We start from the raw sequence: 20114 nt of genomic DNA on the forward strand, positions 1-20114 counted from the left end.
GTGGCTTTTTTGCTTGCCTGCGCCGGGTCTTACACTGCGTGGCGCTCGCACAGCGAGCGGAAGGCGTGCATGTACTCGGGTTGAACGTAGGGCTTCAGCAGTGCCAGCACCTGCAGGACGCCGCGATGGCCCGACTCTTCGGTGATCGGGGCCTTGGGCCGCGAGGTCTGTTCGAAGGCGAACCAGAATTTCACCACCAGCCAGATATTGATGCTGACCGCCTCGATGTCCTCCTCGTCCATTTTCAGCAGGCCGAGGCGGATGAATTCGCGGAAGTGCTCGCCCAGGATGTTCTTCAGCTCGGTGTTGACGAACTGATGGTACTCCGACTGCATCTGCGGATTGCGCGCCAGCATGCCCGGCAGGTCGTAGAACATGAAGCGGAACTGCCACATCGCCAGGAAGGCGGTGTCCAGGTAGTTGACCAGGTCGTCCACCGTCATCTTCCGGTCTTCCGGCACGGCCAGGCGCTGGTTGATGAACTCGCGGTACATCGTGAAGATTTGGTAGACGATTTCTTCCTTGTTGCGGAAGTGGTAGTAGAGATTGCCGGGGCTGATGCCCAGATGCGCCGCGATGTGGTTGGTGGTGATGCTGCGTTCGCCCTGTTCGTTGAACAGCTTCAGGCTCTCTTGGATGATGCGGTCGTAGGTCTTGATTCTGGTTTTACTCATGAGGCACCGGCTGGGAGGAACTTCGCATAGCGCAATTGTATACGATGTTTGGAGTTGTTGCTCTATTCATTGCGGGTTGACGACGGGATAGCAATCGGCCATGAATCGATGCAGGATGGCTTGCTCGATACGTTGCCGCTCCCGCGCCGGAATCGCGATGCGCAGGATCAACTGGTAGCGTTTTTCGTCGACGGGCTGGATGGAAATGCGGGGCTCGACCGACGGAATGTCGACCAGGTAGCGCTTGGCCATGTCTTCCATGTGGCGGCGCGCCACGTCCACATGCGACTGGCAGGCGCCCTCGGCCGCCGACATCAGCATCCGCTCGGCCTGCGTCGGCGGCACCGAGTAGGCCATCGGCACGTTGATGATGTGCATCACGTACTCGCCCATATAGTTTTCCCGTATCACCGGCGTCGACAGCAGCAGGCTGTTGGGAAAGGTCAGCGCGCGGCCTGTCATCTGGTGCGAGCTGTGGTTCGGTCCGATCTCCATCACGGTGGTCGACAGCAGGCCGATGTCGACGACCCGGCCGCGCACCGTACCGACCTCGATGTGATCGCCCAGCGTGTAGCTGTTCGACATCTGCCGGACCACGCCGCCGGAAAGGCACATGATCAATTCCTTGGTGGCCAGGATCAATGCGGCGGCGAAGGCCAGCATCGACACCGCCAGCGTCTGCAGCTCATTGGCCCAGATGAAGCCTATGCCGGCCAGGCCGGTGAAGAACAGGCCGTTGCGGGTGTTGATGGACCAGCGCCGGCGCGCCTCGACCGGCACGCGGCTGTTGGCCGCCAGCAGCCGGTCCACCGCCACGCGGGTGATCAGCAGCGTCAGGATCAACAGCAGCGAGCGGGTGATCTCGTGCGAGTAGTTCTCCCGCAGGAAGGCGATCAGGTCGAGGATGGTCCGCATGCCTCAGTCGTTCAGTTTCACCGCATGTTCGCGGGTTTCGTGGAACACGATGTCGGGCCAGCGCTCCTGCGTCAGTTGCAGGTTGACGCGGTTGGGCGCCAGATAGGCGAGGTTGCCGCCGGCATCGGTTGCGATGTTCATCTGCAGCGTCTTGACGAATTCGTCCAGCTTCTTGCGGTCGTCGCAGCTGAACCAGCGCGCCGACCAGATGCTGGCCGATTCGAAGATGGCGTCGACGCCGTATTCGGCGGCCAGCCGGCTGGCCACCACCTCGAACTGAAGCACGCCGACGGCGCCGAGGATCAGGTCGCCGCCGCTGTGCGGCTTGAACACCTGCACCGCGCCTTCTTCGCCGAGCTGTTGCAGGCCCTTTTGCAGTTGTTTCAGCTTCAATGGGTTTTTGATCCGCACCGAGCGGAACAGTTCCGGCGCAAAGAAGGGGATGCCGGTGAAGGCCAGGTCCTCGCCCTCGGAGAAGCTGTCGCCGATCTGGATGTTGCCGTGGTTCGGGATGCCGATGATGTCGCCGGCGAAGGCCTCTTCCACGATTTCGCGGTCGTGCGACATGAAGGTCACGACGCTGGAGGCGGCGATGTCGCGGTTCAGGCGCAGGTGCTTCATCTTCATGCCGCGCTCGAACTGGCCCGAGCAGACGCGCAGGAAAGCGATGCGGTCGCGGTGCTTCGGATCCATATTGGCCTGGATCTTGAACACGAAGCCGGAGAACTTGGCCTCCTTCGGGTCCACGCTGCGCGAGGTGGCGTCGCGCTCCTGCGGCGCCGGCGCCCAGTCGATCAGCGCGTTGAGGATTTCGCGCACGCCGAAGTTGTTGATCGCGGAGCCGAAGAATACCGGCGTCAGCTCGCCGGCCAGGAATTCGTCCAGGCTCCATTCATTGGAGGCGCCCTTGACCAACTCGATCTCCATCCGCAGCTGTTCCATTTCCAGCGGGAACAGTTCGTCCAGGCGCGGGTTGTCTATGCCCTGGATCACCTCGATGTCGGAAACCAGTTTTTCGGTGCCGGCCTCGAAAAGGATCACCGCGTCGTTCAACAGGCTGTACACGCCGCGGAAGGTCTTGCCCATGCCGATCGGCCAGGTGATGGGCGCGCAGCGGATCTTCAGCACGTTTTCCACTTCATCCAGCAATTCCAGGCTGTCCCGCACTTCGCGGTCGCACTTGTTCATGAAGGTGACGATGGGCGTGTTGCGCAGACGACAGACGTTCAAGAGCTTGATCGTCTGTTCTTCGACGCCCTTGGCGGCGTCGATCACCATCAGCGCGCTGTCGACGGCGGTCAGCACGCGGTAGGTGTCCTCGGAGAAGTCCTGGTGGCCCGGGGTGTCCAGCAGGTTGACGGTGTGGTCGCGATAATCGAACTGCATCACCGACGACGCCACCGAAATGCCGCGCTGCTTCTCGATCTCCATCCAGTCCGAGGTGGCGAACTTGCCGCCTTTCTTGCCCTTCACCGTGCCGGCCATCTGGATGGCGCCGGAGAACAGCAGCAGCTTTTCCGTCAGCGTGGTCTTGCCGGCGTCGGGGTGGGAGATGATGGCGAAGGTGCGGCGGTGCGAGACTTCTTCGGCGATGCGGGAGAGTTCGGCGGACATGGGCGATGGCTTGAGAATTCAGTAAAACCGGGCATTTTACCGGAGTTGAGGCGGCGATGAAATTTATATGTTAATATTTGATAACGATTATCAATTACAAAAATGTCCACCCCGTGATGTTGCACCAGAAAAGCATGGCCAATGGCCGCAGTCCGTCCGCAGTCTTCCCATTCTGCCTGACCGTCCTCTCCCTCAGTCTCGCCAGTTCGCCGTCCCGGGCCGCCGAAGCCGGCCTCCAGCTCGACACCGTCAAGGTCAGCGCCGACGCGGTCGCGCTGACGCCGGCGGTCAGCAAGCTCGGCCGGGAGGAGATCGCCCGTCCGCAAGCCCGGTCGCTGGCCGAGGTGCTGGACGCGCTGCCGGGCGTCAATGCCGGCGGCTCGCCGCGTCCGGGCGGCCAGACCATCAATGTCTGGGGCTTCGGCGACGTCGAGCAGGTGCAGGTCTATCTCGACGGCGCCGGCCAGGGCTTCGACAAATACCAGCAGGGCACGTCCTTCGTCGATCCCGAGCTGCTCGGATCGGTGGAGGTGATCAAGGGCGGCCATTCGCCGTTCTACGGCAACGGCGCCTTCGGCGGCGTGGTGAAGGCGGAAACCAAGACCGTCGACGAGCTGCTGCTGCCGGGCCGCAGCGTCGGCGGTTTCGCCAAGCTGGGCTACCAGGACAACGGCCGCCGCTTCAGCCAGTCGCTGGCCGCCTACGCCGGCGGCGCCGGCAAGCCGGCCGACATCCTGGCCTACATCACCCACAGCCGAGGCGAGGACGGGACGCAGCCGGACGGCACGCCTTATCGCTTCTCTGGCGGCGAGCAGCAGGGCGGCATGCTGAAGCTGGGCTGGCGTCCGGCCGAAGGCCACAGCCTGAAACTGGGCCTGGTGCGCCAGGACGACGAGTTGCGCACGCCGTGGGCCGCCAGACGCGGCGACATTCCGGCGCCGTCGGCGGCCGACATCAAGAAATACGGCCTGGACCAGGCCTGGCTGTTGAAGACGGTCTGGCGGGAGCAGCGGATGGATTCGATGAACGCCAGCTGGAACTACGTCGGCAGCCGGATGCCGTGGCTGGACCTGACACTGAGCTACGCGCAGTCGCGCCGCTTCCAGCACGACACCCGTCCCGACAACGCCAGCAGCACCGCTTTCGACTCGCAGTTCGGCAAGGAGAGCTGGGTGACCCAGCGCGACAAGCAATGGGATCTGCGCAACGTCGCCAATATCGGCGAAGGCTGGAGCAGCCAGGTGGTGACCGTCGGCGCCAGCTGGTCGCGCAAGGACCGCGACGCGCTGGCCTATATGCCGAGCAAGGCCAAGGACAAGGCCTATAACTATGGACTGATGAATCCGCGCTACTCGCCGCCGGGCAGCGAGACGATGCAATCGGCCTATTGGGTGCACGAGTGGAAGCCGCTGGACGGCGTCAGCCTGACGCCGTCGCTGCGCTACGACGACATCGAGGTGCGCGGCAGGCGGAATCTGGCGTCCACCTACAACAACCCGGCCAAGGGCCACGACTACAGCCCGCTGCATTTCTCCGGCTGGTCGCCGCGACTGGCCGCCAGCTGGCGCTTCCTGCCGAACTGGACGCTGGACGCCGGCTATGCCCGCACCTGGCGCGCGCCGAACGCCGACGAGGTCTACGACGTGCAGACGCTGGGCAGCACCACCGCCAGCAGCCGTCAGCTGCGGCCCGAGAAATTGAAGGCGCTGAAGTTGGGGCTGTCCTTCGACGGCGGCGGCGTGCTGGCCGCCGGCGACAGGCTGGCCGCCAGCCTGACCTGGTTCCGTCAGGACGTCACCGACGCGATAGGCCAGCGCATCGGTCCTAACCGAGGCGACGCGCCGGGCGCGCCGCTGCCGGCGGTGATAGGCTTCTACCGCAATCTGCCGGGCTATGTGGTGGACGGCTTCGAGTTCGACAGCCGCTACCAGTGGCGTGGCTTCTTCGCCGGTCTGTCCTTGTCGTCCATCGTAGGCGAACGCCGCCACAGCCTGCGCGATCCCTGGGGCAGGGACGAGCCCATGGTGGATGTGCCGCCGCGCAAGGCGGTGCTGTCGGCCGGCTACACTTTCGCGCCGATAGGGCTGACGCTGGGCGCCCAGGGCAAGTTCGTCCGCGCCCAGGACCGTGTGCCGCAGAACGTCAATCCGGAGGCGGTCAGCTACGCCTATCCGGCCCAGCACGGCTATGCGCTGGCCGGTCTGTTCGCGGTGTGGCAGCCGAAGCAGGCCGCGTTGAAGGGCATGGAGGCGCGGCTGTCGGTCGACAATCTGTTCAACCGCAGCTATCAGCCGTATCTGACCGAGGGCGCCGAGGGCATGGGCCGCGCGATCCGCAGCAGCGTGTCCTGGCGTTTCTGATCCGTCGCGCAGCTTTCCCGAACCGGCCTCTGGCCGGTTTTTTTATGCATGCCGCGGATTGGAAAACGGCCGTTCGGCTACAATATCGTCCAAACGACAATCAAAGCGAAGGAGCTTGCCGTGTTCACCGGTATCGTCCAGGGCGTGGCCGAAGTGGTCGCCATCGAAGAAAAACAGGATTTCCGCACCCATATCGTCCGTCTGCCCAAGGACATGCTGCCCGGCCTGCAACTCGGCGCCTCGGTGGCCCATAACGGCTGCTGCCTGACCGTCACCCGCGTCGACGGCGACCTGGTCCATTTCGACCTGATGCAGGAAACGCTGCGCGTGACCAATCTGGGCGCGCTGAAGGCCGGCGACGGCGTCAATGTCGAGCGCGCCGCGCGCTTCGGCGACGACATCGGCGGCCACGCGATGTCCGGCCATGTGATGGGCCTCGCGGCGGTCTCCGACGTCATTGAATCCCCGAACAACCGCACCGTCTGGTTCGAGCTGCCGGCCGGCCTGGAAAAATACGTGTTCACCAAGGGCTATATCGGCATAGACGGCATCAGCCTGACGATAGGCGCCGTCGAAGGTCGCCGTTTCTGCGTCCACCTGATCCCGGAAACGCTGAACCGGACCAATATCGCCGGCCGCAAGCCGGGCGACAAGATCAATATCGAGATCGACCCGCAGACCCAGGCCATCGTCGACACCGTCGAGCGCGTTCTGGCGCAGCGCGGCCAGGCGTGATTTTGCGCGATCTGCCGGTGCTGGCGTCGTGGAGCGGCGGCAAGGACAGCTGCCTCGCGCTGTGGCGTGCCGTCCAGGCCGGCGCCGAGCCCAGGGCGCTGCTGACGATGCTGGACGAGGCGGGCGGGCGCTCCCGCTCGCATGGCGTGCGACCCGAAGTGCTGGCCTTGCAGGCGCGGGCGATGGATTTGCCGCAGCGGCTGGGCCGCGCAAGCTGGGACGATTACCGCGAAGTCTTCATCGGGCAGTTGCGCGCGGCGGTGGCCGAGGACGGCGTCGAGGCCGTGGTGTTCGGCGACATCGATCTGGACGGGCATCGCGAATGGGAAGAGAGTGTCTGCGTCGAAGCCGGACTGGCGGCCGTGCTGCCGCTCTGGCGGCAGCCGCGGGCCGAGCTGGCGCGGGAATTCGTCGCCGCGGGCTTCGTCGCCCGCGTCGTGATGGTCAACACCGCGCTGACAGACGAAAAGTGGCTGGGCCGGACGTTCGACCAACGCTTGATAGAAGACATGATGGCCGACGGCGTCGATCCGTGCGGCGAGGCGGGCGAGTTCCACACGCTGGTGCTGGACGGACCCTTGTTCAAACGGCCGCTGGCGCTGCGTGACGGCGCGGTGGCGAGGCTCGGCGAATACCGGGCGCTGGATTTATTGCCCGCATGAGACGGGCGGACAGACAAAGGAACAGAGAAATGGCCATTTCCCCGATTCAAGACATCATCGCCGACATCCAGGCCGGCAAGATGGTGGTGCTGATGGACGCCGAAGACCGCGAGAACGAAGGCGATCTGGTGATGGCGGCCGAGTTCGTCACGCCGGAGGCGATCAATTTCATGGCCAAGCACGGCCGCGGCCTGATCTGTCTGACGCTGAGCGAGGAGCGCTGCCAGCTGCTGAACCTGCCGATGATGACCGGCAACAACGGCACCAGCTTCGGCACCAATTTCACCGTGTCCATCGAAGCCGCCGAGGGCGTCACCACCGGCATTTCCGCCGCCGACCGCGCCCACACGATCAAGACCGCCGTGGCGAGACTGGCCAAGGCCGGCGACCTGGTGCAGCCGGGCCACGTGTTTCCGCTGAAGGCGCAGAACGGCGGCGTGCTGATCCGCGCCGGCCACACCGAGGCCGGCTGCGACCTGGCGATGCTGGCCGGCGTCGAGCCGGCCGGCGTGATCTGCGAGATCATGAACGACGACGGCACGATGGCGCGTCTGCCGGAACTGCTGGAGTTCGCCAAGCAGCACGGCCTGAAGATAGGCACGATCGCCGATCTGATCCAGTACCGCAGCCGCACCGAATCGCTGGTGGAGAAGGTCGGAGAGCGGCCGGTGGAGACGCCGTTCGGCAGTTTCGACCTGCACGTGTTCCGCGACATCACCACCTCGGCCACCCATCTGGCGCTGAGCAAGGGCACGATCCGCGCCGACCGCGAGACCCTGGTGCGGGTGCACGAGCCGCTGTCGGTGATCGACGTGCTGGCGCCGTTGTGCAGCCATCATTCGTGGACGCTGCCGAATGCGCTGGAGACGATAGAGGAGGAGGGCTGCGGCGTGATGGTGTTGCTGTACCGCGACGAGACCGGCGTCGACCTGGCGCAGCGGGCGCTGGGCCAGGAGCCGCAGCGGCAGAAGTGGGACAGCAAGACCTTCGGGATAGGCGCGCAGATGTTGAAGGCGCTCGGCGTCGGCAAGATGAGGCTGATGTCGAGTCCGGTCAGCCTGCCGTCGATGGCCGGCTTCGAACTGGAGGTTACCGGCTTCAGCCAGCCGGGCCATTTCCATGTCGACGGCCAGGACGGCGCGGGCGTGGCCTAATCGCCGCGCTTGGGGTACAATCGCCGGCTTTCCTTAGTGTTTTCGCCGCGAGGACTCCCATGCTTGAAACCATCCAGCGTATCGAACCCAACCTGTCCGGTCAGGGCCTGAAAATCGGCATCGCGATGGCGCGCTTCAACACCCCGGTATGCCACGGCCTGCGCGACGCCTGCCTGGCCGAACTGAGCCGGCTGGGCGTGGCCGCCGCCGACGTGACGCTGGCCACCGTGCCGGGCGCGCTGGAGGTGCCGCTGGTGCTGCAGACCATGGCCAAGACCGGCCGTTTCGACGCGCTGGTCGCGCTGGGCGCGGTGATCCGCGGCGAAACCTATCATTTCGAGCTGGTATCGAACGAATCCGGCGCCGGCGTCACCCGCGTCGGGCTGGACTTCGACATTCCGGTAGCCAACGCCATCCTGACCACCGAGAACGACGAGCAGGCGGAAGTCCGCATGCAGGAGAAGGGCGGCGACGCCGCCCGCGTCGCGGTGGAGATGGCCAATCTGCACAAGGCGCTGCGCGGCTGATCCGGCCCGCCGCCATAGACGGGAAGCGCGCGCCATCGCCGCTTCCCTTGCTCTTTTCAAGGAATCGCCAACATGAAAACCGCCCGCCGCCGCGCCCGTGAATTCGCCGTGCAAGGCATTTACGAATGGGAGCTGAATCCGGACCGTCCGGCTTCGCTGATTGAAAAGCACCTGCGCGAGAACGAATACTTCGCCAAGGCCGACGAAGCGCTGTTCCGCAACATCCTGTACGGCGTGCTGAAGGACGTGGGCACGCTGTCCGTCCAGATCGGCCGCTATTACGAGCGCGCCGAGGACGAGGTCAGCCCGGTCGAGCGCGCCGTGCTGCTGATGGCCGCGCTGGAACTGACGCAGAGCCCGGAAACGCCGTACCCGGTGATCATCAACGAGGCCATCGAGATCACCAAGACCTTCGGCGGCACCGACGGCCACAAATTCGTCAACGGCGTGCTGGACAAGCTGGCCGCCGAAGTGCGCGGCGACGAAGTGCTGGCGCAGAAGCAGCGCCGCAAGCAGGACTGAGCCGGCGCCGCCGTTCGATCACACCCGCCGCCGGCGGGTGTTTTTGCGTGAGGGGCCATGAAGGAATTCGAACTGATAGGCCGTTACTTCCAGCGTGCCGCGCCGTCGGCGCTGCTGGGCGTCGGCGACGACGCCGCCATCGTGCGGACACGGCCCGGCCATGATCTGCACGTGTCGGCCGACATGCTGGTCGAGGGACGCCATTTCTTCGCCGACGTCGCGCCGCGCGCGCTCGGCCATAAGACGCTGGCCGTCAATCTCTCCGATATGGCGGCGATGGGCGCGACGCCGCGCTGGGCGCTGCTGGCCATCGCGCTGCCGCGCGCCGACGAGGCCTGGGTGGCGGAGTTCGCCGCCGGCTTTTTCGCGCTGGCCGACGCGCACGGCGTCGAACTGATAGGCGGGGACACCACCGGCGGCCCGCTGACGCTGTCGGTCACGATAATGGGGGAGGCGCCGTCCGGCCGAGCCTTGCGGCGCGGCGCCGCCAGGGCCGGCGACGATATCTGGGTGTCCGGCGAATTGGGTCTGGGCGCGCTGGCGGTGCGCCATCGCCTGGGATGGCTGAATGTAAACGATGCGGAACTGCTGGCCGCGGCCAGACACAAACTGGAGTATCCGGAGCCGCGGCTGGCGCTGGGCGCGGCGCTGCTGCCGCTGGCCCATGCCGCCGCCGACGTGTCCGACGGATTGATGGCCGATCTCGGCCACATCCTGAGCGCCTCCGGCGTCGCCGGCGAAGTCTGGGCAGACAGCCTGCCGTCGCATCCGCTGCTGGAGGCCGACAGACTGGCATACCTGGACTGCCTGGCCGCCGGCGGCGACGATTATGAACTGGTGTTTACCGCGCCGACGGCGAAGCGAGACCGCATCGAGGCCGCCGCCGCGGCCTGCGGCTGCCGCGCCACCCGCATCGGACGCGTGCTGGACGGGCAGGGCGGCCGCCTGCTGGACGCCGCCGGCCAAACCGTAAAATTGCACAAGGAAGGTTATGACCATTTCGGCTGAGACTCCGAAACCGGCGCCGAACTGGCGCTTTCTGCTGAGCCGGCCCGAGCATCTGCTGGCCTTCGGTTTCGGCAGCGGCCTGATGAGGAAGGCGCCGGGCACCTGGGGCACGCTGGTGGCCTACCCGTTGTTCTTCCCCTTGCAGGCGCTGGGCGTTTCCGGCTGGATGCTGACGGCGCTGTGCCTGCCGCTGTTCCTGCTCGGCGTATACGTATGCGAGGTCACCGGCAAGGCCTTGGGCGTGCACGACTACGGCGGCATCGTCTGGGACGAGATCGTCGGCATGCTGCTGGTGCTGGCTTTCGCGCCGGCCGGCTGGGCCGGCTGGATCCTGGCCTTCGCGCTGTTCCGCCTGTTCGACATCGTCAAGCCGTGGCCGATACGCTGGTTCGACCAGCGCGTAGGCGGCGGTTTCGGCGTGATGGTGGACGACGTGATCGCCGCGCTGTTCGCGCTGGCGGCGCAAGCGCTGATCTGGCGCTGGCTGTAAGAGCCTGTTCGGGCGGCCCTTCGGGGCGCTCTTGCCGGTGCATGGCTTTGTCGAACGTCTCTTGCGGTGCGCGACGCTGCGGCGGGCGGTTTTCCGCGAGATGCCGTAAAGGATCGTAAACCGGCGCCAACGCAAATCGGCCTGCCGGGCAACGGCAAAGTCGTTACAATTCGACGATAAAAGTGACAGGCGGCTTGATGGATGCGTGCGCGCATCTCGCCGCCATCGACCAAAACGCGCCCGCGGCGACGGCGGGCGGCTAGAATTCGGGGTTTTCGACTGTGTGGTTTGTAGTCCTACTGTTGCCGCTGCTGGCGCTGGCCGGCTGGTTGATCAAGAGCGGAAAGCTGTCCTTGCCGATGCTGACGCAGAAGCTGGACCGCATGCTCGGCGTCGAGGGCCGGGCCGAGCGTTACGAGCCCGATTACTTCGCCGACGAGCCGCGAGAGGCGGCTGCGGCCGATGCGGAAACCGCGGTGGCGGCCGAGGCCGCCGAGATCGAATCCCCGCCCGCGGCGCCGACCGCGCCGGAGCCGGAGGCGGTCCCGCCGGCGGTACGCCCCGCGCGCAGCGAGACGGCCGCCGAGCCGGCGCGCGAAACCATCGTGCTGCCGCCGCGGCAGCCGGCCGCGCGGCGGGATCCGCCGGCCGTGTTGCCGACGCTGGAGCTGTCGCGCGACTACCGCAAGAAAGCGCGTCCGTTGCCGCGCGTCGCCGAGCGCGACGACCTGCCGGTGATAGGCCTGTCGGAGATGCAGGACAATCTGAAGCAGGACTACCGCCGCCGGCAGCACGCGCGCGGTGCCGAAACCGATAAGGACCGCGGCGGCGAGTTGCCGGTGATCGGCAGCCACGAGGTGCGCGCCAAGATCGCCAGCCTGCACGCCCATCGCCGCGCGGCCTCTTCCGCGCCGGCGCCGCTGCCCCCCGTGGAGCTGGTTCCGATTCCGCGCGCCAAGCCGGCGGCCCGGCCCGAACCCGTCAGGCCGCTGCCTGTCGTCGAACTGCCGCGTCCGCCGCAGGCGGCGAACCCGGGGCCCGCCGAACCGCCGGCGGCGCCGATAGCCGAGATCATCGTCGAGCCGGTGGGCATCCCGCTGGCCGAAAACCTGGCCGTCGAGTTTGAAGCGTCGGCGCCGCTGCCGCCGGAGAAGACCGTCGCAGAGGCGTGCCACGCAAGCGCCGAAAGCGTCGAGTCGTGGCCCGGTATAGGCGAGCCTGAGCCGGCGGCGGTCGACTCCTTGCCCGAACTCCCGTCTCCGATCGAGGTTGTCGCCGAAGCGGAAGTCGAAGTCGAGGCGAAAGTCGAGGCGAAAGTCGAGGCGAAAGTCGAAGTCGAGGCGGACGCGCCGGCGACTCAGCCGGAAGCCGAGCCGCCCGCCGTCCGCACGCCATGGCGCTGGCCGCAGACGCGCGACGTATTGGTTCAGCAGCAGGACGCCAAGCCGGCCATCGTCCAGCAGACGGTGCTGCAGGAGCCGGCGCCGACACTGGCGGCGACCGCGGAAAAGCTGGCCGCCAGTCCGCTGCCTTGGGTGTTGATGGATGCGCCGGCCGCGTCGCCGGCGCCGCAGGAGCCCGTCCCGCCGACGGTCGCGGCTACGATCGATGCCGATGCCGAAACGCCGCCTACGCGCGTCGATTACGACGACTCCATGCTTCCCGGTCTGGACTTGCTGAATCCCGCCGATGCGGCGATGGAGGTCTGCAACCAGGACGAACTGATCGAGCGCGGCATCGTGATCGAGGAGAAATGCGCCGAATTCAAGGTCAAGGTCAGCGTGGTGGACGCCTACGCGGGTCCGGTGATCACCCGCTACGAGGTCGAGCCGGCGGTCGGCGTGCGCGGCAACCAGGTGGTGAACCTGATGAAGGACCTGTCGCGCGCGCTGGGACTGGCCTCGATCCGGGTCGTCGAGACGATACCGGGCAAGACCTGCATGGGCCTGGAGTTGCCGAATCCGAAGCGGCAGATGATCAGGCTGTCGGAAATCTTCTCCGCCGACGTCTTTCGCGACTCGGCGTCGCGGCTGACGATGGCGCTGGGCAAGGACATCACCGGCGAGCCGGTGGTGACCGATCTGGCCAAGGCTCCGCACCTGTTGGTGGCCGGCACCACCGGTTCCGGCAAGTCGGTCGGCGTCAACGCGATGATATTGTCGCTGCTGTACAAGGCGACGCCGGACGAAGTCCGTTTCATCATGATCGATCCGAAGATGCTGGAGCTGTCGGTCTACAACGACATCCCGCATCTGCTGGCGCCTGTGGTCACCGACATGAAGCTGGCCGCCAACGCGCTGAACTGGTGCGTCGGCGAGATGGAGCGCCGTTACCGGCTGATGAGCGCGCTGGGGGTGCGCAATCTGGCCGGCTACAACCAGAAGGTGTGCGAGGCCGCCGAGCGCGGCCAGCGCATCGTCAATCCGTTCAGCCTGACGCCGGAAACGCCGGAGCCCTTGGACAAGCTGCCCTTCATCGTGGTGGTGGTGGACGAATTCGCCGACCTGATGATGGTGGCCGGCAAGAAGATAGAGGAGCTGATCGCCCGTTTGGCGCAGAAGGCCCGCGCCGCCGGCATCCACCTGATCCTGGCGACGCAGCGGCCGTCGGTGGATGTGATCACCGGCCTGATCAAGGCCAATATCCCGACCCGTATCGCCTTCCAGGTGTCCAGCAAGATAGACAGCCGCACCATCCTGGACCAGATGGGAGCCGAAAGCCTGCTGGGCCAGGGCGACATGCTCTACCTGCCGCCGGGCACAGGCTATCCGCAGCGCGTGCACGGCGCCTTCGTCACCGACGACGAGGTCCACGCGGTGGTCGAGCATCTGAAGCAGTTCGGCGAGCCGGACTATGTGGAAGGCTTGCTGACCGGCGAGAGCGAAGCCGACGACGCTTCCGCGGACGCCACGACCAAGGCGCAGGCGGCGACTGAGAGCGATCCGCTGTACGACGAGGCGGTGGAAATCGTGCTGCGTACCCGCAAGCCGTCGATCTCCGGCGTGCAGCGCCATCTGCGCATAGGTTACAACCGCGCCGCGCGGCTGATCGAGGAGATGGAGGCCGCCGGCATCGTCAGCGCGATGGAAAGCAACGGCAACCGCACGGTGCTGGTGCCGCAGCGCGATTTCTAGCGCGGCTCCCGCATCGCCCGCAATGAAAAGCGCGCCTTTCGGCGCGCTTTCTTCATCCGGGGCGCTGGACGAGGCTTACGGCCACAGCTGGCAGTATTCGGTATTGGACTCGTAGTTGCCGCTGACGGAGCCGTCGCTGTTGATCTTCTTGGTCCAGCCGTTGGGCTGGCGGCTGCTGGGTTTGACGCCGCAGTTGATGTGCACCCAGTGGATGCCGACGCCGCTGGTATAACGCTGGCCGCACAGCTGCAGGCGGTCGCCCGGCTGGATGGTGTTCAACGGGTAGGGCACGCTTTCGCCGGCCGAATCGTAGCCGGATGCGTACACATTATCCATCGCCACGTCGTAGGTGCGGCCGTCCTGGTCGGCTTGCAGCGAGACGTGGGTGTGGGACAGTTCGACGCCGTTCAGCATCTGGCCGGAGGCGAAGCTTGGTCCGCTTACCACGGTGCCGGTCAGATAGCTGCCGGCGGCGGCGCGACAGTCGGATTTGGCGTCGGCGAGCGCCGAGAACGAAACGCCCAGCAGACAGGCGGCCAAAGCGAGTTTCTTCATTTGATGACCCTTGTAGAATAATGATGTTGTTCTGTTGCGTGGGTCATTCTAGTGAGAATGGGTATCGCCAATGTTTCAATTGCGATAATAATGATGTGTTTGTTTTGCAATGGTGAATAAAGTGTTAAGGCAGGCCGCCGCCGGCGGACGCCGGCAATAAAAAAACGCGCCCGGGGGCGCGCTTTGCCTGCTGCGGTCCGATCAACGGCGGCGGCGTTGCGTCTCGTCGCTCCGGATCCGGATCGGCACCAGTTTGGCTTGCTGTTGTACCGGGGTAGCCAGCAATTTGGCGACTGCGACCACCGCGACGATGAGGGCGGCGAAAAGAAGGATTTGCATGGTATGACTCCCCGTGGCTGAAGCTGAGGCCGATTTCGGATTTGTGCTGCGGCCCCTGAATTCCATTCTGGGCTACAACCTGCCTGCGACTCAAGCAGAAAATTGTGTGACTACGTTAATTTTTCAAGCCGGCGCGGCAGTTTTTTTCAAATCGCGCATCGCGAGGTCCAGTCCGGCCAGCGTCATCGGCCGCATCCGTTGCGCCATCAGTTGGCGTATCATGCCCACCGACTGGGTATGGCTCCAGTATTCCTCGGCCAAAGGGTTCAGCCATACCGCGTGCTTGAAATGCTCGAGCAGCCGCCTCAACCAGACTTCGCCGGACTCCTCGTTCATGTGCTCGACGCTGCCGCCGGGGTAGGCGATCTCGTACGGACTCATGCTGGCGTCGCCGACGAAGATCAGCTTGTAGTCGCGGCCGAAGGTGTGGATCAGGTCCCAGGTGGGAAAGCGCTGGCTGTGGCGGCGGGCATTGTCCTTCCACACCGATTCGTACACGCAGTTGTGGAAGTAGAAGTACTCCAGGTGCTTGAATTCGGTCTTCACCGCGGAGAACAGCTCCTCGCAGGCGCGGATATGGTCGTCCATCGAGCCGCCGACATCGAACAGCACAAGCACCTTGGCGCTGTTGTGCAGCTCGCGCTGCATCTTCAGGTCCAGCATGCCGGCCTTGCGCGCGGTGGCGGCGATGGTGGCGTCCAGATCGAGGATGTCCTCGGCGCCGTCGCGGGCGAATTCGCGCAGCCGGCGCAGCGCCAGTTTGATATTGCGGGTGTTCAGCTCGGTCTTGTCGTCGAAATTGCGGAACTCGCGCTGGTCCCACACTTTCACCGCCCGGCGGTGGCGCGAACGGTCCTGGCCGATGCGGACGCCCTCCGGATTGTAGCCCCAGGCGCCGAACGGGCTGGTGCCGCCGGTGCCTATCCAGCGGTTGCCGCCCTGATGTCTTTCCTTCTGCTCGTCCAGCCGCTGGCGCAGCGTTTCCATCAGCTTGTCCCAGCCCAGAGCCTGAAGCTGCCGCTTCTCCTCGTCGCTCAGATATTTCTCCGCCTGCTTGCGCAGCCATTCCTCGGGAATCGCGCGCTGCAGGTCGTCCAGCGCCAGCTCCAGGCCCTTGAAATGATGGCCGAACACCTGGTCGAAGCGATCGAAGTACTTTTCGTCCTTCACCAGCGCCGTACGCGCCAGATAATAGAATTCGTCCAGATTGCCGAAGGCGACATTGCGCTGCAGCGCCTCCAGCAACAGCAGGAATTCTTTCAGGGTGACCGGCAGGCCGGCGGCGCGCAGCGCGTAGAAGAAATCGATCAACATGATGGACAGGACGGGCTAGGGTTCGGGACAACAAGCATCTTGCCGCGCATCATACTATGTCCTGGCATGGCCGGGCAGCCATTCGTCGCCGGCGCGCCATGCCGGGACGACGGCCCGGCATGGCGCGATGCCTCAGCGCAGGCGGAACCTCAGTTCTTCGCCCGCCTGGCGCAGAGCGGCGCGCGTGGCCGGCAGTCCGGACAAGGCGTTCAGCAGGCCGAAGTCGTGGATCATCCCGTTATAGCGGGTGGCCACCACGCTGACGCCGGCGGCGTCCAGCTTGCGGGCATAGGCTTCGCCCTCGTCGCGCAGCACATCCTTTTCCGCGGTCTGCACCAGGGCCGGCGGCAAGTCCCGCAGCTGCCGCGCCGTCGCCTGCAGCGGCGAGGCGTAGATATCCCGCCGCAGCGCCGGATCCGGGGCGTAGGCGTTCCAGAACCACTTCATCATCGCCCGGGTCAGGAAATGGCCGTCGGCGAACTCCCGATAGGACGCATCGTCGAAATCGGCGTCGGTCACCGGCCACAGCAGTACCTGGGCGCGCAGCTTGGGACCGCCGTTGTCCTTGGCCATCAGGGCGACCACCGCCGCCATATTGCCGCCCACGCTGTTGCCGGCCACCGCCAGGCGGCGACCGTCCACTCCGATTTGCGCGCCGTTCTCCGCCACCCATCGGGTCGCGGCATAGGCCTGCTTGATCGCCACCGGGTAGCGGGCTTCCGGCGACGGCGTGTAATTGATGAATACCGCCGCCGCGCCGGACTCGACGACCAGGTCGCGCACCAGGCGCTCATGGGTCGGGTAGTCGCCGAGTATCCACCCTCCGCCGTGGAAGAACATGAAGGCCGGCAGAACGCCCTTGGCGCCGGCCGGGCGGACTATCGTCAGCTTCAGCGGCTTGCCGTCGACTTCGATCAGCTTGCCGCTGATGTCGGCCGGCGGCAGCTTGACGCCCTGCTGCGCGCCGGTCAGCACCTGCCGAGCGGCGGCCGGCTCCAGCGTCTCCAGCGCCGGGCCGCCGCTGCCGGCCAAGGCGTCGAGAAAGGCCTGGGTGCGGCCTTCGATGCCGGGGCTGCCGGCAGCCGCAGCGGATCCGGCAAGCAGGACGGCGAACGAGGCCGCGGCGATATGGCGTTTCGGTTTCATGGCATTCCTTTCGGTCTCTAGTTGGTTCAAACCAGGAGCAGGCGCACGTCGATATTGCCGCGGGTGGCGTGGGAGTAGGGGCAGACGATGTGGGCCTGCGCTATCCAGTCCCGCGCCTCATCGTCCGACAGGCCGGGCAGGCTGATCCGCAGCTCCACTTCGATGGCGAAGCCGCTGGCGATGGTGCCGATGCCGACCACGCCGGTCGCGCTGGCCCCGGCCGGCAGGGTCCGCTTCTGCCTGGCGGCGACGAAGCGCAGCGAGCCGAGGAAGCAGGCGGCGTAGCCCGCGGCGAACAGCTGCTCTGGGTTGGTGCCGGGACCGCCGGCGCCTCCCAGTTCGCGCGGGTTGGACAGTTGGAGATTCAGCGCGCCGTCCGGCGATTCGGCGCGTCCTTCGCGACCGCCTGCGACGGTGGCCTCGGTGCGGTACAGGATTTTTTCGATAGCCATATTGTGCTCCTTGTGGTTTGGCGGGTTTCAGTCGGGCCGTTTGGCGACGACAACTGTATGCCGGCTTCGAATACGATAAGATTCATAAAATCCTGAAAATTTGATAGAGAGTATTTTTATGGCCGATGCGTGCGTGAATCGCCTGGACACGCTGCTGCACCGCTTTCCGGTCCGGGCGCGGATGTTCCATTCCGGCGCGCTGTGCGGCGTCACCGACTTTTCCACGCCCGGCGCCGGCGGCCAGCTGCACCTGCTCAGGGCCGGGGCAATGGAGGTCGTCCATCCGGGACGGACGCCCGCGTTGAATGTGAATGTCCCCAGCCTGCTGTTCTATCCGCGGCCCTTGCCCCGCCGTTTTATGGTGGATCCCGAACGGCAGGCCGAGCTGGCATGCGCCGAGTTGCTGTTCGACGGCGGCGTGGAGCATCCGATCGCGGCGGCGCTGCCGGAAGTCGTCTGTCTGCCGCTGGCAGACATCGCAGGCATGGAGCAGGTGCTGACGCTATTGTTCGACGAGGCTTTTGGCGACAACTGCGGCAGGGAGGCCGTCGTCGACAGGCTGTTCGAAGTCGTGCTGGTCCGGCTGCTGCGCCATCTGCTGGAGGCCGGGCAGCTTCGAGGCGGCATGCTGGCCGGCCTGTCGCACCCGAAGCTGAGACACGCGCTGACGATGATGCACGAGCAAGCGGGCAGGGCGTGGACGCTGGAGGCGCTGGCCGATAGCGCCGGGATGTCGCGCAGCGTGTTCGCCGGCGTCTTCCGCGAAGTCGTCGGCTGCACGCCGGGCGCTTATCTGCAAGGCTGGCGGGTCAGGCTGGCGCAACAGGCCCTGGGCAGGGGGCGGAGCCTGAAGATGATCGCGGAAGAGGTCGGATACGGCAGCGAGGCCGCGTTGTCGCGGGCGTTCAAGGCGCAGTGCGGAGCGACGCCGCGGCAATGGCGGCAGCGCCGCGACATCGATTGAAGCCGCCAGGCGGGCCGGCGGCATGACATCCGGGCATGGTGACAGTGGGGCGGGCTGATGCTAATCTTGCCTAGAGCCCCGGCTCTAATATTTGGCTTCGATAAATAAGGATAACATCATGGACGCCATCAAGATGCCCACCGCGGAGGAAAGCGCGCTGCTGGAGTCGTTTTCCAGGCTGAGGACCGCTTCGCGCGCCGCGCCTTACCCCACGGCCGAGACCCGCAGGTCCTGGCTGAACGCGCTGGAACGCCTGCTCCAGGAAAATCGCCAGGCGCTGGTGGACGCGGTCAGCCTGGACTTCGGCCAGCGCAGCAGCGTGGAAACGCGGCTGGCCGAGCTGTTTCCGTCGCTGGAGGCGGTCCGCCACGCGCGCCGCCATCTGAATCGCTGGATGCGGCCGCAGCGGCGCGGGGTGTCGATATGGTTCCAGCCGGCCGGCGCCAGCGTGCTGCCTCAGCCGCTGGGCGTCGTCGGCGTGGTGGTGCCGTGGAATTATCCGCTGTTTCTGTCATTCGGGCCCATCGTCGCCGCGCTGGCGGCGGGCAACCGGGTAATGGTCAAGATGTCCGAATACACGCCGGCAACCGGCGCCTTGCTGGCGCAACTGGCGGCGCGACATTTCGGCGACGACCTGCTGACCGTAGTCAACGGCGGCCCGGAGCTGGCCCAGGCCTTCACCCGCCTGCCGTTCGACCACCTGCTGTTCACCGGCTCCACCGCCGTTGGCCGCCACGTGATGCGCGCCGCCGCGGAGAACCTGACGCCGGTGACGCTGGAGCTGGGCGGCAAGTCGCCGGCGCTGGTGGCGCGCGGCGCCAACCTCCGGCGCGCCGCCGAAGCCATCGTCGCCGGCAAGATGATGAACGCCGGCCAGACCTGCGTGGCGCCGGACTATCTGCTGGTCAACGACAAGGACCGCAGCCTGCTGCTTGACGAAATCCGCGCAGCGGCCCGGCGCGCCTATCCGACGCTGGCCGGCAACCCCGACTACACCGCCATCGTCAACGATCGCCACTATCAGCGGCTGCGGCAGTGGTTAGACGGCGCGCGGCAGGCCGGAGCCAGGGTAGAGGAGCTGAATCCGGCCGGCGAGGATCCGGCGGCTGCCCGCAAAATGGCGCTGACGCTGGTGCAGGACTGTCCGGACGATTGCGCCTTGATGCGCGAGGAAATCTTCGGCCCCATCCTGCCGGTGGTCAGCTATGACAAATTCGACGAGGCGCTGGCCTATATCAATGCCCGGCCGAGGCCGCTGGCGCTGTATCTGTTCGACGACGACGCGCTGCGCATCGAGCGGGTGCTGAAGGAGACCGTATCCGGCGGCGTCAGCGTCAACGACACGTTGCTGCACGTGGTGCAGGAGGATCTGCCCTTCGGCGGCGTCGGTCCGTCCGGCATGGGGCATTACCATGGCCGTGAGGGCTTTCTGACCTTCTCCAAGCTGAAGCCGGTGTTCCGCCAGAGCCGCCTGTCCGGCACCTGGCTGACCCGCCCGCCATACGGCGGCGCCGTCGAATGGCTGCTCAAGCTGATGCTGCGCCGCTGA

19 protein-coding genes are annotated in these 20114 nt (G+C 65.9%); 11 read left to right on the forward strand and 8 right to left on the reverse strand.

The features are described 5' to 3' along the window. Window positions 1–29: 29 nt before the first annotated feature. The 3 genes from WNM05_RS12270 to WNM05_RS12280 form a co-directional block, all read right to left on the reverse strand. On the reverse strand, window positions 30–674 hold the full coding sequence (locus tag WNM05_RS12270) for a TetR/AcrR family transcriptional regulator (RefSeq protein ID WP_101708272.1): 645 nt from the start codon (window positions 672–674) through the stop codon (window positions 30–32). Between the two features lie 66 nt (window positions 675–740). Continuing rightward, window positions 741–1589 (reverse strand): mechanosensitive ion channel domain-containing protein, encoded by an 849-nt coding sequence (locus tag WNM05_RS12275; RefSeq protein ID WP_434626976.1) that lies wholly within the window; start codon window positions 1587–1589, stop codon window positions 741–743. A 3-nt stretch (window positions 1590–1592) separates the two neighbouring features. Next, a complete protein-coding gene (locus WNM05_RS12280; protein ID WP_434626978.1) occupies window positions 1593–3203 on the reverse strand; it encodes a peptide chain release factor 3 in 1611 nt (536 codons plus the stop codon). A gap of 134 nt (window positions 3204–3337) precedes the next feature. On the opposite strand from WNM05_RS12280, the gene WNM05_RS12285 reads away from it, so the two are divergent. The 9 genes from WNM05_RS12285 (at window position 3338) to WNM05_RS12325 (ending at window position 13795) form a co-directional block, all read left to right on the forward strand. Continuing rightward, on the forward strand, window positions 3338–5563 hold the full coding sequence (locus WNM05_RS12285) for a TonB-dependent receptor domain-containing protein (protein ID WP_434626980.1): 2226 nt from the start codon (window positions 3338–3340) through the stop codon (window positions 5561–5563). A gap of 120 nt (window positions 5564–5683) precedes the next feature. Then, window positions 5684–6298 (forward strand): riboflavin synthase subunit alpha, encoded by a 615-nt coding sequence (locus WNM05_RS12290; protein WP_434626982.1) that lies wholly within the window; start codon window positions 5684–5686, stop codon window positions 6296–6298. Further along, window positions 6295–6960 (forward strand): diphthine--ammonia ligase, encoded by a 666-nt coding sequence (locus WNM05_RS12295; protein ID WP_434626983.1) that lies wholly within the window; start codon window positions 6295–6297, stop codon window positions 6958–6960. The genes WNM05_RS12290 and WNM05_RS12295 overlap by 4 nt, the downstream gene beginning before the upstream one ends. Before the next feature lie 29 nt (window positions 6961–6989). Next, window positions 6990–8114, forward strand: coding sequence for a bifunctional 3,4-dihydroxy-2-butanone-4-phosphate synthase/GTP cyclohydrolase II (gene ribBA / locus WNM05_RS12300; RefSeq protein WP_434626985.1), 1125 nt, complete (start codon window positions 6990–6992; stop codon window positions 8112–8114). A gap of 59 nt (window positions 8115–8173) precedes the next feature. Further along, on the forward strand, window positions 8174–8641 hold the full coding sequence (ribH, locus tag WNM05_RS12305; protein ID WP_434626987.1) for a 6,7-dimethyl-8-ribityllumazine synthase: 468 nt from the start codon (window positions 8174–8176) through the stop codon (window positions 8639–8641). Between the two features lie 72 nt (window positions 8642–8713). Continuing rightward, window positions 8714–9163, forward strand: a complete 450-nt coding sequence (gene nusB, locus WNM05_RS12310; RefSeq protein ID WP_434626989.1) for a transcription antitermination factor NusB — start codon at window positions 8714–8716, stop codon at window positions 9161–9163. Between the two features lie 57 nt (window positions 9164–9220). Next, window positions 9221–10171: a thiamine-phosphate kinase gene (gene thiL, locus WNM05_RS12315; RefSeq protein ID WP_434626991.1), complete on the forward strand. Its 951-nt coding sequence runs from the start codon at window positions 9221–9223 to the stop codon at window positions 10169–10171. Beyond that, the gene (locus WNM05_RS12320; RefSeq protein ID WP_434626993.1) at window positions 10155–10661 is read left to right on the forward strand and encodes a phosphatidylglycerophosphatase A family protein; all 507 of its coding nucleotides are present in this window, start codon (window positions 10155–10157) and stop codon (window positions 10659–10661) included. The genes thiL and WNM05_RS12320 overlap by 17 nt, the downstream gene beginning before the upstream one ends. A 281-nt stretch (window positions 10662–10942) precedes the next feature. Further along, a complete protein-coding gene (locus WNM05_RS12325; protein ID WP_434626995.1) occupies window positions 10943–13795 on the forward strand; it encodes a DNA translocase FtsK in 2853 nt (950 codons plus the stop codon). Window positions 13796–13870: 75 nt separating this feature from the next. Here the strand turns inward: WNM05_RS12325 and WNM05_RS12330 are convergent, their stop codons facing one another. The 5 genes from WNM05_RS12330 to WNM05_RS12350 all read right to left on the reverse strand — a co-directional run bounded on the left by WNM05_RS12330 (window position 13871) and on the right by WNM05_RS12350 (window position 17601). Beyond that, window positions 13871–14350 (reverse strand): hypothetical protein, encoded by a 480-nt coding sequence (locus WNM05_RS12330; RefSeq protein ID WP_434626997.1) that lies wholly within the window; start codon window positions 14348–14350, stop codon window positions 13871–13873. Window positions 14351–14551: 201 nt separating this feature from the next. Beyond that, window positions 14552–14689 (reverse strand): hypothetical protein, encoded by a 138-nt coding sequence (locus WNM05_RS12335; protein ID WP_434626999.1) that lies wholly within the window; start codon window positions 14687–14689, stop codon window positions 14552–14554. A 123-nt stretch (window positions 14690–14812) separates the two neighbouring features. After that, complete coding sequence (locus tag WNM05_RS12340; protein ID WP_434627001.1) at window positions 14813–16003, reverse strand: vWA domain-containing protein; 1191 nt, start codon at window positions 16001–16003, stop codon at window positions 14813–14815. Between the two features lie 132 nt (window positions 16004–16135). Continuing rightward, the gene (locus WNM05_RS12345; RefSeq protein ID WP_434627003.1) at window positions 16136–17149 is read right to left on the reverse strand and encodes an alpha/beta hydrolase; all 1014 of its coding nucleotides are present in this window, start codon (window positions 17147–17149) and stop codon (window positions 16136–16138) included. 26 nt (window positions 17150–17175) lie between these two features. Further along, window positions 17176–17601, reverse strand: a complete 426-nt coding sequence (locus WNM05_RS12350; protein WP_434627005.1) for an organic hydroperoxide resistance protein — start codon at window positions 17599–17601, stop codon at window positions 17176–17178. A gap of 133 nt (window positions 17602–17734) precedes the next feature. Between WNM05_RS12350 and WNM05_RS12355 the strand changes: the two genes are divergently transcribed. Both WNM05_RS12355 and WNM05_RS12360 read left to right on the forward strand, forming a co-directional pair. Continuing rightward, window positions 17735–18565 (forward strand): cupin domain-containing protein, encoded by an 831-nt coding sequence (locus tag WNM05_RS12355; RefSeq protein ID WP_434627007.1) that lies wholly within the window; start codon window positions 17735–17737, stop codon window positions 18563–18565. 118 nt (window positions 18566–18683) lie between these two features. Then, complete coding sequence (locus tag WNM05_RS12360) at window positions 18684–20114, forward strand: coniferyl aldehyde dehydrogenase (protein ID WP_434627009.1); 1431 nt, start codon at window positions 18684–18686, stop codon at window positions 20112–20114.

Source organism: Chromobacterium sp. CV08, assembly GCF_051129845.1.
Taxonomy (GTDB): Bacteria; Pseudomonadota; Gammaproteobacteria; order Burkholderiales; family Chromobacteriaceae; genus Chromobacterium.